Genomic DNA, 15,302 nt, shown 5'->3' on the forward strand with positions numbered 1-15,302 from the left:
TTTGTTAAATTTAACCTTAGGTCTAGTTAAAAACTGACTAAAAAACAAGGAAAAAAATGACAGCTCATAAAGAAGAAATGTTGGCCACTAAAAAACAAAAAAGTGGTTCAAGTAAATGAAACAAATTTCTTACAATGTTGCAAGAATTAGGTAAAGCACTACAATTTCCAGTAGCTGTTCTTCCTTTTGCTGCAATCTTGAATAGATTTGGTGGATTAGGTATTTCGTTCGCAGAAGAAGGTTCTGTCGGATATTGAATATCATATATAATTCAAAAGCCAGGTTCAGTGGCTTTTGATCAATTACCGTTATTATTTGCAATCGGTATTTCATTTGGTCTCGCAAAAGATCATAGAGGTGAAGTAACCATGGTTGCAGCGATTATGTATTTAATCATAATCTTAATGACAGGTGAGCACGGTATACCAGAAATGTTATACGGTAATGTACTAACATTTGAGGCGCATGAACAAGTTTGAAATGCAGACCTTGGTGCAATGGAGACCGTTATAAATCACTACTCATCGCTGATGTATGTTGGTACTGAAAATAGTGAAGGTATTTATGTAGGGGCAACTTACGTGCTAAACGTTGGTGTTCTTGGTGGAGTAGTTTCTGGGGTATTGGCAGCAGTGCTATACAACAAATTTAAAGAAATTAAATTACCAGCAGCTTTATCATTCTTTGGTGGAAGAAGATTCGTGCCAATGATAGGTATTGTTGTGGCAATGGGGTTGGTATTTGCATTTGCAATTACATGACCATGAATTCAATTGGTATTAATGATGATGGGTCAAGCGGTAGCTGACCCAACAAACCCTGCGGTAGCAATTCCAGGAACAGGGTTGTATGCATTTTTAAATAGATTGTTATTGCCATTTGGTTTACACCAAATTTTAAATACATTCTTCTGATTCCAAATGCCAATTAATGGAGATGTTATTGATCCAATTACAGGTGCAATTTCAGAAACTGACAAATGAATTAATGGAGATATTAATGCGTTTGCAGGTGGGTTAAACACATCAGGATTATTCCAATCAGGGTACTTCCCAATTATGATGGGTGGAGTTCCAGCAATAGCATTAGCAATGATATTTGCAGCTAAAAAAGATAGAAGAACTGAAGTTGCAGGATTCTTAGGTGGGGTAGCGTTAGTTTCATTCATCTCAGGAATTACTGAACCAGTAGAATTCTCATTCGTATTCTTGTCACCAGTATTATTATTGGTACATGCAGGAATGGCTGCAATATTCATGATGATTACAACTGCAATGCAAATTCAAGTAGGATTTGGATTCTCAGCTGGATTTATTGATTATGTAGTATCATTTGCACAATCATGAGGATTATCAACACATAAAGGTGGAGCAATGCAAGTTGTCTCTAACCCATTAATGATGTTGCCTCTAATTGCAGCAGCGGGAGGAATTTACTTCTTCGTATTCTCATTATTAATTAGAAAAATGAATATTCAAACTCCAGGTAGAGAAGAAGACGGAGGGTTTACAACTGAACCAGTTGAAATAACTTCAAATTCAGGCTCAGCTGCGGTTGTTAGCACATCAAAAGGTACTGTTTCAAAAGCAGACAAATATGATGTTATGGCTGAAAAATTCGTAGCAGCAATTGGTATCGATAACCTTGAATCAATTGATAACTGTGCAACACGTTTAAGACTTGTGTTGACTAACAATAAAACAATTGACACTGCAGCTATTAAAGCTGCGGGTGCATTTGGGTTCAAACAATTAGGAGATCAAGCGTTACAAATTGTAATCGGTCCCGATGTTGAACATGTTGCTAACTCAATGAAAAGAATTAAAAATGTTTAAAAAATAAACTAATCCGATCTAATCGGATTTTTTTATTTGTTTAAAGCTATATTAAGTATTTATAATAAATAGAAAGGTGAATGTATGGACAAAAATAACTACTATGTAGAAACAATTGAAACAATAAAAAAATTGATCAAGAATTCTAATAATGAAGAGGCATTGCAAATGCTAGAAGATGAGTTAACTGCACCATATATTCCACGTGAATATGAATTTGAATTCCAACAATTACTAACTTCAATTGTTGACATCGAAAGAATGAAAGAACACAAAAAATTATCTGATCCATGAAGTAAGGAAAAGGTAATTGAAGTTCTTTCAAAAGAAGGTGAACATGAATTGCACCTTGTAGCGATTGGAAAAATAAAAGATCTTAATGCAAGAAGTTTCACTGATTTTTTCATAAGTTATTTTGCTAATAAAAATAACTTATGAATGTCTAAAATGTACGCTCTGTTAACATTTGCAAAACAAGGAATTGATTGTGAATTTAATGTTATTGACAACTTAAAAGAAGTTAAGCTGAACCCATCAAAAATAAGTGTAAAAGAATATGATGAATCATTCAATAAACTTAAAAAACAATTAGAAAAACAAGTTGGTTCAAATGACATAATGTTAACTAACTTTTCAAAACAATTAGTAACAGAATACTATTTCATAAATTTTCCTAACAAAATAGATGATAATAGTATTAATGATATTATTCTATTTATAATAAACTCATGTAATAAAATGTTTAACATAAACAACTTTACTGAATTAAAAAATAAAGATTTAGAAAAACAATTAGAGAAAGAATTTAAAAACGCAGGGATATTATAGAATGAAATTTGTAGATTTAGCTAACTTTATAATCAAGTCAGGAAACGGTGGAAATGGAGCCGTTTCTTTTAGACGTGAATTATATGTGGCTAATGGTGGTCCAAACGGTGGAGACGGTGGAAAAGGTGGAGATGTTATTTTTGCAGTTGATGAAGGGAAAACGTCACTACTTGATTTAAAGCTTCAAAAATTTTACACTGCTGAAAACGGAGATCACGGTGATATTAAAAATATGTATGGAAAAGGTGGAGATGATATTTTACTTTATGTTCCACTTGGTACAACAATTTACAACAGTAAAACCGGAGATAAGATTGCTGACTTTACTTCAAAAGAACAAAGACAAGTAATTGCCATTGGTGGAAAAGGTGGTCGTGGAAATGCTAAGTTTGCTAACTCAAGAAATAAAGCTCCAACAATATATGAAAATGGTGATCCAGGTACTGAAATTGAAATCCGTGCGGAATTAAAAGTTTTAGCTGATGTTGGATTTGTTGGTTTACCAAATGCTGGAAAATCCACAATGCTTAGAGCAATTTCTAATTCAAAACCAGTTATTGCTGATTACCCATTTACCACTTTAAACCCTCAATTAGGGGTGTCAAGAGACAATAACGGTAGAACCTTTGTAGTAGCTGATTTACCTGGTCTAATCGAAGGAGCTTCGCTTGGTAAAGGGTTGGGAATTCAATTTCTAAAACACATTGAAAGATGTAAAATTATTTGTCATGTTATTGATATGACTGGTAATTACGGAACAGAAGATGTAATTAAAAACTATGAGTTAATTAGAAAAGAATTATCTTCATATCGTATTGATTTAACAACTAGACCTGAAATAATACTTGCAAATAAAATTGATGAAGAAGAAGGCCAAATTAACCTAATTTATTTTAAAGAGAAATACAAAGATAAAGTAATCATTGAAACTTCAGGATTAAAGAAACAAAATATTGATAAGCTGTTATTAACAATTGGAGATACTTTAGAAGAATACAAAGATAAAACATTTGATTTAGAAGAGAAAAAAGAATTATTTAAAGTATATGGTTTTGATGATCCAGATGGTGATATCAAAGTAAATAATTTAGGTAATGGAAAATGAAGTTTATCTGGTGAAACAATTTATCGTGTTTATCAAAAAACACCAACAACAACATACGACAACTTGTTATTATTTAATGAAAAATTAAAGAAACTTGGAGTATACGATACATTACGTGAACGTGGTGCAAAAAAAGGAGATATGATTCAACTATTTGATGTAGAATTTGAATGAATGGACTAAGAAAATGAAACTAAAAGAATATATAAATTACTTATCAGATTGAGTAAAAGAAGAAGTAAAAAAAGCTAATGCAGAAGGTGTAATCATAGGATTATCAGGTGGAATTGATTCTGCGGTTGTTGCGTGTATCGCGCAAAAAGCGTTCCCCAAAGACCACTTAACAGTATGAATTAATTGTGAGTCACCATCATATGACTACACATGTGCACAAGAATTAATCAAGTTAAAAAACTTTAACAGTATAAATTTAAACTTAACAGGTGCGTACCAACAATTAATTGAAGAGATTGGTTCTAATGCGTCATTGTCAGGTATTGCTCGTGCAAATACAAAATCAAGATTGAGAATGACAACATTGTATTCAATTGCACAATCAAAAAATTATTTAGTACTTGGTACAGATAACGCAGATGAATGACATATTGGTTATTTTACAAAACACGGAGATGGTGCTGCGGACTTACTACCAATTGTTCACTTGCTAAAAAGAGAAGTTAAAGAAGCTGCTCAAATCCTAGAAGTAAATGAAGAAATAATTAACCGTGCACCAAGTGCAGGTTTATGAGATAACCAAACAGATGAAAAAGAAATTGGAGTTACTTACAAAGTAATAGATGATTATTTATCTGGAAAAAGAGTTGATTCAACTTCTAAAAAAAGAATTGAACACTTAAACAAAATTACTGAGCATAAAAGAGTTACTGCTCCAAAACCAAATAAAATGAAATAGGAGAGAAAAATCATGACAGAATTACAAGCAGATAAAATAAGTGAATTTTTGGAAAACAAAATATCTGAAGAAGATATGGATTTAGTGTTTGAAGACCTAGTCTCAATGATCTCTCTTTATTTAGCGACAACACTTTTTGGTCTTGATATAAATAGACTTTATTTAAGTGGTATAGAAAACAATATTGATATTGAAGAAACAATTAAAAAAGCACAAAGGGATATCCAACTAACTAAACAAGAAATTACAGAGCATCTAGCTATTATTTTTGAAGATGAAGAAAGATCTGAAATGTTTGCAACGGGTTGTGTTGAATCGGGCGTTTATGAAATCGGATTACCAGAAACATTACAAAAATTTATAGACGAACTACAAGTTCCAAAAGACGACTATATCGTTGAAATGATTATTTCATTCCAATCTGAATTTTATGACTTTTTTGTAAATGAAGTAAATGTAGAAGAATGAAAAGATGAAATTATTGAACAAATACTTTTAAATTGAGAATAAAGTGATTAAATATCACTTTATTTTTTTGTAATTTTTTAAATTCAAAAATTAAGTTAAGAAAACATATAAAAGTGTTGGTATAATTATATTGTGTATTTAGGGCAAATCTACACATAAACAGGTATAAAGTTAAGGGCAACATGAAAACAAACAGCGCTATTTTTGAAATCTTAGATTTAAAAATACCATTGTGAGTTTTTATTATCATATTTATTATTATTGGATTACTTGCAGTCGCAATTTATCTTTTTTCATTATTTAAATCGAAGAAAGAAATTATCTATAATAATAAAAAAATTTCTGTTCATGAATATGAGCAGATGAAAACGATGAATCTTCAAAAAGAAAATTTTGAAATGGAAATTTCAAAAGTGATTTCAATTGTTAATAAAAATTAATTTAACTTTATAAACTGTTTAATAAGGAGAGTAATGGCTTTATTCAATAGTTTATTTAAAAAACAACAACAAGATAACCAACAACAAGCATTTGAAAATAGTGCTTTTTACTCATCTCCAAATGATCAAATTCAACAACCAGTTGAACAACATAAATATTACCAACCATCAAATCCAACAAGACAAAAAAAACAATTACAAATCCAAGATGGATATAGTCAAAAACCAATGGACGAATTTATTCAAGAGTTTAACGCCCCAATAAACAATCCATATCAAATGGTTAATCAAAACCAAAATCAATATTCTGAGCTGCCAAGACAAGATGCTAACCAATTTTATATACAAAACAATAACTATGGTTTGCAACAAGAGTCTTATTTATCAAGAGAAGAACAAATTCAATCAAGCCAGATTCAACCAACAACAGAAATACCGATTGCAATCTCAAAAGAGATTAGAAGTGAAAAGCTAAAACAATTCATAATATTTGTTTTAAGCTTTGGTTCAGTTGTAGGATGTTCTTTGATGTTGATGGCGTACTTCAATGAAGAGTTGATGGGTATTTCTAAAAATTCTGTATTGCACCCAATGTTATCTATTCCGTTTTTATTGATTGCAACACTGTTCATGCTTATGTCAATATCTGATTCAACAATGTTAAAAAGATCAATGGTCAAATACAGAGAAGATTTATCACGCGGTATTGATTCAGTTCCTTACTTCCTAGTGAAGAACTACAAAAACTTCACAAGAAGATCTGTATATATAAACTGAATGTCATTTTCAGTTTATATAGTAGGTGTAATACTATTGTTAATATTTTACGGGTTACAAGCTCAATACTCTTCAGGACAAAGATCATTTTATATATTCTTCTGAAGAATTGCTGAACTTAAGTCATTAGTGTCAGAAATAGTTGTAATCACTATGATTCTAATAGGTACATTAGTAATGCATATCTTAAACATTGTTTGAACTAAGGGTCGTAAAAACAACATAATCGGTTACTATGGACATGAAATTGTACATCCTACTGAGTTGTCGCAAATCAAAAAGTCTGCAAATATTAAATGCGCAATAATTACATTCGTTGTACTTTCAATATTATTATTTGTAGTGTTTATTCCTTGATTAATTATTAGAAAGAAAAATGGTAAATCAATTTTACCAATTGGTAGAATTTAAAGAAAAATGATTTTAATGTCATTTTTTTATTTTTTGTGACGTTGTAGTTAATAGAGGTAAAAAAATGAAAACTAATACAAACAAAAATGGCAACCCAAAATTCGATACAAACATTTTTAATATGTCTGCAATTGAATTTGAAATAGTGGGGTTATTCGAACAACACGTTCTAAATGACGAAATCAGCTTATTGTGAGAAAAGATATCAAATATAGTAAAAGGAGATAAATATGTCACAATAATTGTCGATTTATATAAGGAAGGTAAAATACCGATGATCGAATGTGAAAGTCTAATTTTATTATTTGTAAGACACAATCAACTGGTATGAAATGAATTAAATGATGAATTGAAAGAGTCAACTAAATTCAGATCGCCAGTTGAGTTAATTAATAACATCTTAAATACTAAATGCGACCAACTAAAACTTAATGTATCTGAATTGAAATTTATTACAAAAATCATGAGAATCAAAAGCGATATTACATATAACAAGTTTTTTGAAACAAGCTTTTCAACATTTAAAAACCTATTGCTAATCAAAACTTTTTTTATGAAACGTTCAATATTAGAAAGTTACACATCTGAAGAATATACAGAAAATATTCATCACTTAAAAACCAAGACAGTCAAGGATTTAATATGTCATTTTCTAGTAAAAAAATTGAATAATTAAATTAGCACTTTTAGTTAGACATTGCTAATTTTTTAGTGTAATATTATTTTAGTTAGCAGATAAATAGTATGAGTGCTAACTTAGGAGGTGTTGAATGGATTTCAAAAGAACAGATGGTAATGACCCAGATATTTTAGAAAAATACACTAGAGACTTAACGCAATTGGCAAAAGAAGGAAAACAAGATCCGATAATTGGTAGAGGAGACGAGATTACTCGCGTAATTAGAATCTTATCTAGAAAAACCAAAAACAACCCAGTATTAATTGGTGAACCAGGTGTAGGTAAAACTGCGATAGCAGAAGGGCTTGCGCAAAGAATAATCAAACAAGATGTACCGAGTGCATTAAAAAATAAAAGAATTTTAGAACTTGATATGGGAAGTGTTATGGCTGGAGCCAAATACCTTGGAGATTATGAAGAAAGAATAAAAGGAATTTTAAATGCCATTGAGAAAACAAATGGTGAAGTCATTTTATTCATTGATGAGCTACATTTAATTGTTGGAGCTGGTAAAACTGGTAACGGTGGTGGAATGGATGTTGCAAACTTATTAAAACCACAAATGGCAAGAGGGGAAATCAAAATTATTGGTTCTACTACACTGTCAGAATATAGACAATATATTGAAAAAGACGGCGCACTTGAACGTAGGTTCCAACGAGTGTTGGTTCAAGAACCGACCGTCGATGAAACAATATCTATCCTAAGAGGAATCAAAGAGAGATATGAGAATTTTCATAAGGTAAAAATAACTGACGCAGCCATAATTGCGGCAGCCACACTATCAGATAGATACATTACAGACAGGTATTTACCCGATAAGGCCATTGATCTTATTGACGAAGCGTCTGCTACAATTAAATCCGAACTCTCAACTGTTCCAACAAATTTGGATAAAATTAATAGGCGAGTTATTCAATTAGAAATTGAAAAATCAGCATTAAAAAAAGAAACTGATGAAAAATCAATTGAACGTTTGAAAGAAAATGAAATTGAATTAAAAAAACTAAAATCTGAGCAAGATAAATTGAATACAGAATGAAATAGTCAAAAAGAAAGTCATACTCAAATTGCAAAATTACGTTCTACAATTGAAATGTTGAAGAGTGAATTTGATCAAAAACAACTTGAAGGTGATTTCAAAAGAGCTGGTGAAATTCAATACTCATTATTACCAATGAGTGAGAAAGAATTGGCAAGACAAGAAGAACAACGCAGTAAGCATAAACTAATTTCTGAAGAAGTTAATGAATCAGAGATACAGGCAATAATTGCTCGCTGAACTGGAATCCCAATGCAAAACCTTGTTGAAACTGAAAAAGCTAAAATTCTAAATTTAAAATCTAATATGAAAAAGACAATTAAAGGTCAAGATCAAGCATTAGAAGTTATATCTGATGCAATGATTAGAAGTACATCAAAAATTAAAGATCCATCAAGACCGATAGGTAGTTTCTTATTTTTGGGTCCAACAGGAGTTGGTAAAACTGAAGTCGCAAAAACACTTGCAAGACTGTTATTTGCCGATGAGAAAAAGATGGTTAGAATCGATATGTCAGAGTACATGGAAAAACATTCTGTGTCTAAACTTATAGGTTCACCACCGGGCTATGTGGGACATGAACAGGGTGGTCAACTAACTGAACAAGTCAGAAGAAACCCATATTCAATTGTTCTTGTAGACGAGATTGAAAAAGCACATAAAGATGTATTGAATTTATTCTTACAAATTTTAGACGATGGTGTAATTACTGATTCGCTTGGTAAAACAGTAAACTTCAAAAACACAATTATTATAATGACTTCAAATATTGGTTCAGAGTATTTATTAAATACAAATGAGAACTCATTAAACGAAAAACAATTAGAACAAATATTGCTACAAAATTTAAGACCAGAATTTATAAACAGAATCGACAACATCGTCACATTCAACAGTTTATCTAAATCTGTTGTTAAAGAAATTATAAGCAATAGATTAAATGAATTAGTTGAAAGAATAAACAAAGAAACAGATTTAAATATGACATATTCAAATTCAGTTGTTGAAAAAATTCTTGATGAATCATATGACATCAACTTTGGTGCAAGACCAATTAAAAGATACATCGAAAAACATATCGAAACATTTATTGCAAGAAACATATTATTAAACTCTATGGATGTAGATAAAAAATACACTATCGATATCAAAGATGGTGAGTTTGTAGTCACAAACAGCAAAGGATTTAATTAGGTGTGTTATGTTAAAAGATAGACAAAGTAAAGTATTGAAAATCATTGTAAATGAATATATAAGAACATCTAACCCAGTTGGTTCAAAATTCATAACAAATGCATTTGATGGTTCAATTTCTTCCGCAACAATCAGAAGCGATTCCGCATTTTTAGAAAATAATGGATACCTTGAAAAAACTCACACTTCATCTGGTAGGGTACCGTCAACAAAAGGATATAGATACTTTGTTGATAACTTGATGGATAAGTTTGGGGTTGAAGATATTAAATTAGAAATAGAAAAGGTATTTAATACTCGTGGTAACAATGTAAATAAAATAATCGAAGAATCATCAAGAATAATATCTGAAATGACAAAACTTGCAACGGTCGTGACAACACAAAATGCAAACGACAATGAACTTGTTAGGTTTGAAATGATCCCGATTTCAAGTGAGATGGCTACGGTTATTTATGTTTTATCAAATGGGGAAGTTAAAAATAAGACATTTGATATAAAGGGTTATTCACCCGAAGATATAAAAACATCGATATCAATATTCAATGACAGGTTAGTTAATACTAGACTATCTGAATTAGAATCAAAACTTGAGTTGATTAAACCGTTATTGGAAAAACAAATTAAGCACTTTGATTTTATTTTCAAAAATATAGTTAATGAATTGCTGTTGAATGTAAAAGCAACATCATCAACATCAGGTATTAAATATCTACTAGATAATCCAGAATTTTCAAACCCAGCAAAGGTAAAACAAGTGTTAGACATGATCGATCACATAACTCCTTTTACTTGGTTTGAACAACAAGCAAAAGAACAAACAATTATGATTGGTATTGAAGGTGGATTAGAAAATGATGATATGGCTGTAATAAGCGAAAACTTCAACAACAATGGAACTAGTGCAAACATGACATTAGTTGGTCCCAAAAGGCTACAATATAGAGCTGTAAGCGAAATATTAGATTGATTGAAAGAAAGAATTAACGAGGAATATAAATAATGGCAAAAAAAGATAAAGTCGATGACAAACAAACTGTTGTTGAAGAAAAAGAAATCGAAACCGTAAAGGAAGTAGAACTACCAATTAAAGATGATAAACAAATCATTGAAGAATTAAAAAATGAAATATTAATGATGAAAGCAAATGAACAAAACGTTGCTAAGATGTTTAAGTCAGAGATAGCTAGTTCAAAGAAATTTGGATCAGCTGATCTAGCAAGGGATTTAATCCCAGTAATTGATATGTTAAAAGCTGTTGTAAACTCACCAACGAGTTCACCAGAAGTGCAAAACTATTTGATTGGATTTAATATGCTGATTTCACAAATTGATCAAGCATTAGCTTCTAATAAAATAACATTAATACAAACAAAACAAGGTGATGACTTTGATATGTACTTACATCAAGCAATTGAAATCGTCGAAACTGATAAAGTTGCTTCAGGTAAGATAGTTGAAGTTGTTGCAAATGGATACAAACTACACGATAGAGTTATAAAACACGCAAACGTAAGAGTTGCAAAATAAACAGGAGATTAAGAAAATGGCAAAAGAAAGAATTTTAGGTATTGACCTTGGGACAACTAACTCAGTTGTTGCAATTATTGAAGGTGGTCAACCAATAGTATTAGAAAACCCAGAAGGGCAAAGAACAACAGCGTCAGTTGTTGCAATTAAAAATGGAGAAATCATTGTTGGTGGTGCTGCAAAAAGACAATCTGTTACAAACATTAATACATCAATGTCTGTAAAACGTTTTATGGGAACATCAGAAAAAATTAAATTAGAAGGTAAAGAATATTCACCAGAACAAATTTCAGCTGAAATTTTAAGATATATGAAAAAATATGCTGAAGAAAAAGTGGGAGGAACAATAACAAAAGCTGTTATTACAGTTCCCGCTTACTTTAATGATGCACAAAGAAAAGCAACAAAAGATGCAGGTAAAATTGCTGGATTAGATGTTGAAAGAATTATAAATGAACCAACAGCTGCAGCGTTAGCATATGGTATTGATAAAAAAGACGCAGAAATGAAAGTGCTAGTTTACGACTTAGGTGGTGGAACATTTGACGTTTCAGTTCTTGAACTAGCAGATGGAACATATGATGTTCTTTCAACATCAGGAGATAACAAACTAGGTGGAGATGATTTTGATGACAAAATAATTAAATTTATTGTTGATGGAATTAAAAATGAATTTGGTATGGACTTATCAAATGATAAAATGGCAGGTCAAAGATTTAAAGATGAAGCAGAAAAAGCAAAAATAAATCTTTCATCTCAATTAGAAGCAGAAATTAACTTACCATTCATTGCTATGAACGCAAGTGGACCAATTAACTTTTCAATCAAAATAACAAGATCAAAATTCAACGAACTAACAAAAGACTTAGTTGAAAGAACTAAAAAGCCAGTTCTAGACGCATTGAAAGAATCTGGTTTAAAAGCTTCTGAAATTGACCAAATCCTATTAGTAGGTGGATCAACACGTATACCAGCTGTTCAAGAATTAGTTAAATCTTTATTAGGTAAAGAACCAAACAGAACTATCAATCCAGATGAGGTTGTTGCTATGGGAGCAGCAATTCAAGGTGGGGTTTTAGCAGGTGATGTAACTGATGTATTATTACTTGATGTGACACCATTAACACTTGGTATTGAAACAATGGGTGGTGTTATGACTAAACTGATTGAAAGAAATACAACAATACCTACTCAAAAATCACAAGTATTTTCAACTGCAATGGATAACCAACCAGCTGTAGATATAAATATTTTACAAGGTGAAAGACCGATGGCCTCTGATAACAAATCATTGGGTCAATTTCAATTAACTGGAATTCAAGCAGCACCAAGAGGTGTTCCTCAAATTGAAGTTACATTTAAAATTGATGTTAATGGTATTGTTTCAGTATCAGCAAAAGATAAACAAACTAATGAAGAAAAATCAATTACAATTTCAAATTCAGGTAACTTAAGTGATGATGAAATTGAAAGAATGGTAAAAGAAGCAGAAGTAAATGCTGAAGCAGATAATCAAAAAATTAAACAAATTGAAATTAAAAATAAAGCAGAAAGCTACTTACAAATTTTAAAAAGTTCTGTCGGTGAGGAAAATTCACAGTCAACTGATGAACAAAAAAAACAAGTAGAAGAAATGACAAAAGAAATTGAAGAATTAATTGCCAAAGAAGACTACACAACTTTAGAATCAAAAATTAATGAATTAGAAAAAATGATGAAAACTGTTTCTGATATGCAACAAAATCAAGATCCTAATAACGATAACAACGAAGGCAATACAAATTAATAAGGATAATCGTGAAAAACAAAAGAGATTATTATGAAGTACTTGGTGTTTCTAAATCCGTAACAGATGATGAGTTAAAAAAAGCATACAGAAGTCTTGCTAAAAAATATCATCCAGATGTTAGCAAAGAAGAAAATGCTGAAGAAAAATTTAAAGAAGTAGGTGAAGCATACGAAGTGCTGTCTAACAGTGAAAAACGTGCAAGGTATGATCAATTTGGTCATGCTGGAGTCGACGGATCTGCAGGTGGTGGCTTTGGTGGTGGAGGTTTTTCAGACTTCTTCAATCAAGGCGGTGGAAACAATAATGATTTCTTTTCAGATATATTTGGTTCTATGTTTGGTGGTGGAGGTCAAAGATCTTCTAAACAAAACAATAGTGGTAAGGATATTTTAATTGAGATAACATTGACACTAAAAGAATTAATACATGGTGTTACAAAAACATTTGATTCAAAAATAGATATTGAATGTGATGATTGTAATGGTGTTGGAGCCACTTCGAAAGCTGACATAAAAACATGTAATGTGTGTAATGGTACTGGGCAAGTTGTTGGCTTTAAACAAATGGGACCGATGAGATTCCAAACTCAACAGCCATGTTCAAATTGTGCTGCTACTGGAAAAGTTATTTCGAACCCATGTAAAAAATGTAAAGGTCAAGGAAATCTAAAAGCTAAAACAAAAATTGACATACCAATTCCAAAAGGTATGATGCCGGGTCAACAAATTAAGTTTTCAAACATCGGAAATGCCGGAAAGAACGGTGGACAAAAAGGGCACATTTTTGCAGACATCAACGTTAGCATGCCAAGAGATGTAGAAATTTTGAGAAACTACGACTTAAAAATGAGGTATGACATTAATTACTTGGATGTTATATTTGGAGCAAAAAGATCATTCAACTTTGTTGGTGAAAAAATACAAGTTGAAATTCCAAAAGGGATTAAAAATGATCAAGTTATTAAAATTAGAAATAAGGGTTTATACAAATCAACAAATTCATCTGTTAGAGCAGATTTAAATTTGATTGTAAATATTGTTATTCCAAACAACATTTCAAATATTGAAAAGAGCTTATTGAAAGAAGTTAGTGAAAAGTCAAGTTTTGAACCCGATAATAATGTCTTCTAATAGACGTTATTTTTATTTATAATAAGTGAGTATGAGGGTAAAATGAAAAAGAAAAAAGTAATAGTTGGTTTGTCGGGTGGAGTTGATTCTTCTGTAACTTTGTTGTTGTTACAACAACAAGGATATGATGTAGAAGCATTCTTCATGAGAAACTGAGATAGTGCATTAAACAATGATGTGCTTGGTAATTTTGATGAATCTGAAATTTGCCCTCAAGAAATCGATTACCAAGATGCGAAGAAGGTTGCAGATCAATTGAATGTAAAATTGCATAGAGTTGATTTCATTAAAGAATACTGAGAGTATGTATTTAAACATTTCGTTGATGAGTATTCAGAAGGTAGGACACCAAATCCAGATATTTTATGTAATAAACACATTAAATTTGATCAATTTTTAAATTACGCAACTGAGAAACTTGGTGCTGATTATATTGCAACTGGTCACTACGCAGGTGTTAGATTTAATGGAGTTACAAATGAATATGAATTATTAAAAGGTAAAGATATAACAAAAGACCAATCATACTTTTTATCAGAGTTAAGTCAAAAACAATTATCAAAAACAATGTTCCCGCTATATGATATTGAAAAAACAGAGATTAGATCAATCGCTAAAAAATATAAAATAGCAACAAGTGAAAAACCAGATTCAACTGGAATTTGTTTTATTGGTGAAAGGAACTTTACAAAATTTCTTCAAAACTATATTCCAAACCAACCAGGTGATGTAGTTGACATCACTAACAACAAAAAAATTGGAACACATATTGGAGTAATGTATTATACAATTGGTCAAAGAAAAGGTTTAAACCTTGGTGGACAAACAGAGCCTTATTATGTGGCTGACAAGGATGTTGAAAACAAAATACTTTTTGTATCGCCAACGAGTGACAAAAAATATTTGTATTCAGATAAGTGCGAAAGTGAGAATTTCAACTGAATAGTAAATCCAAAAAATTATTTCAAAGAAAATAAATTCAAGTGCACAGCAAAATTTAGATACAGACAACCAGATGCTGGTGTTGAAGTTGAAATAATTGGTAATGATATAAAAGTAATATTAGACGAAAAAACAAGAGCTCTAACCCCGGGACAAGAAGTGGTTTTATACCATGGTGAAATTTGCCTTGGTGGTGGAGTTATAAAATAGGAGCAAATA

Annotated in this window: 14 protein-coding genes; all 14 read left to right on the forward strand. The window is 31.0% G+C overall.

Annotation, left to right across the window (positions count from 1 at the left end; genetic code table 4):
* Positions 1-56 precede the first annotated feature (56 nt).
* On the forward strand, positions 57-1,835 hold the full coding sequence (locus tag AACL07_RS01755) for a PTS transporter subunit EIIC (RefSeq protein ID WP_338984128.1): 1,779 nt from the start codon (positions 57-59) through the stop codon (positions 1,833-1,835).
* 84 nt (positions 1,836-1,919) lie between these two features.
* Positions 1,920-2,663 (forward strand): DUF3196 family protein, encoded by a 744-nt coding sequence (locus tag AACL07_RS01760; RefSeq protein WP_338984131.1) that lies wholly within the window; start codon positions 1,920-1,922, stop codon positions 2,661-2,663.
* Position 2,664: 1 nt separating this feature from the next.
* Complete coding sequence (gene obgE / locus AACL07_RS01765) at positions 2,665-3,951, forward strand: GTPase ObgE (protein ID WP_338984133.1); 1,287 nt, start codon at positions 2,665-2,667, stop codon at positions 3,949-3,951.
* A 4-nt stretch (positions 3,952-3,955) separates the two neighbouring features.
* Positions 3,956-4,681: an NAD(+) synthase gene (gene nadE, locus AACL07_RS01770; protein ID WP_338984135.1), complete on the forward strand. Its 726-nt coding sequence runs from the start codon at positions 3,956-3,958 to the stop codon at positions 4,679-4,681.
* A gap of 12 nt (positions 4,682-4,693) precedes the next feature.
* Entirely contained in the window at positions 4,694-5,191 is a 498-nt protein-coding gene (locus AACL07_RS01775) for a hypothetical protein (protein ID WP_338984137.1), read from the forward strand.
* Positions 5,192-5,331: 140 nt separating this feature from the next.
* Positions 5,332-5,589 carry a TIGR04561 family membrane protein gene (locus AACL07_RS01780; RefSeq protein WP_338984139.1) on the forward strand — a complete coding sequence of 86 codons (258 nt, stop codon included), beginning with the start codon at positions 5,332-5,334 and terminating at the stop codon, positions 5,587-5,589.
* Positions 5,590-5,622: 33 nt separating this feature from the next.
* Positions 5,623-6,777: an MSC_0882 family membrane protein gene (locus AACL07_RS01785; protein ID WP_338984141.1), complete on the forward strand. Its 1,155-nt coding sequence runs from the start codon at positions 5,623-5,625 to the stop codon at positions 6,775-6,777.
* A 64-nt stretch (positions 6,778-6,841) separates the two neighbouring features.
* A complete protein-coding gene (locus tag AACL07_RS01790) occupies positions 6,842-7,453 on the forward strand; it encodes a hypothetical protein (protein ID WP_338984142.1) in 612 nt (203 codons plus the stop codon).
* Positions 7,454-7,547: 94 nt separating this feature from the next.
* Positions 7,548-9,692, forward strand: coding sequence for an ATP-dependent Clp protease ATP-binding subunit (locus tag AACL07_RS01795; protein WP_338984143.1), 2,145 nt, complete (start codon positions 7,548-7,550; stop codon positions 9,690-9,692).
* Between the two features lie 7 nt (positions 9,693-9,699).
* Complete coding sequence (gene hrcA / locus AACL07_RS01800; protein ID WP_338984144.1) at positions 9,700-10,695, forward strand: heat-inducible transcriptional repressor HrcA; 996 nt, start codon at positions 9,700-9,702, stop codon at positions 10,693-10,695.
* Positions 10,695-11,222, forward strand: a complete 528-nt coding sequence (locus AACL07_RS01805; protein WP_338984146.1) for a nucleotide exchange factor GrpE — start codon at positions 10,695-10,697, stop codon at positions 11,220-11,222. The genes hrcA and AACL07_RS01805 overlap by 1 nt, the downstream gene beginning before the upstream one ends.
* Positions 11,223-11,238: 16 nt before the next feature.
* Positions 11,239-13,008 carry a molecular chaperone DnaK gene (dnaK, locus tag AACL07_RS01810; protein ID WP_338984148.1) on the forward strand — a complete coding sequence of 590 codons (1,770 nt, stop codon included), beginning with the start codon at positions 11,239-11,241 and terminating at the stop codon, positions 13,006-13,008.
* Positions 13,009-13,019: 11 nt separating this feature from the next.
* On the forward strand, positions 13,020-14,141 hold the full coding sequence (locus tag AACL07_RS01815; protein WP_338984150.1) for a DnaJ domain-containing protein: 1,122 nt from the start codon (positions 13,020-13,022) through the stop codon (positions 14,139-14,141).
* A gap of 21 nt (positions 14,142-14,162) precedes the next feature.
* Positions 14,163-15,293 (forward strand): tRNA 2-thiouridine(34) synthase MnmA, encoded by a 1,131-nt coding sequence (mnmA, locus tag AACL07_RS01820; protein ID WP_338984201.1) that lies wholly within the window; start codon positions 14,163-14,165, stop codon positions 15,291-15,293.
* Positions 15,294-15,302 lie beyond the last annotated feature (9 nt).

The sequence above is a fragment of the Spiroplasma endosymbiont of Othius punctulatus genome, from assembly GCF_964019505.1.
GTDB lineage: Bacteria > Bacillota_I > Bacilli_A > Mycoplasmatales > Mycoplasmataceae > TIUS-1.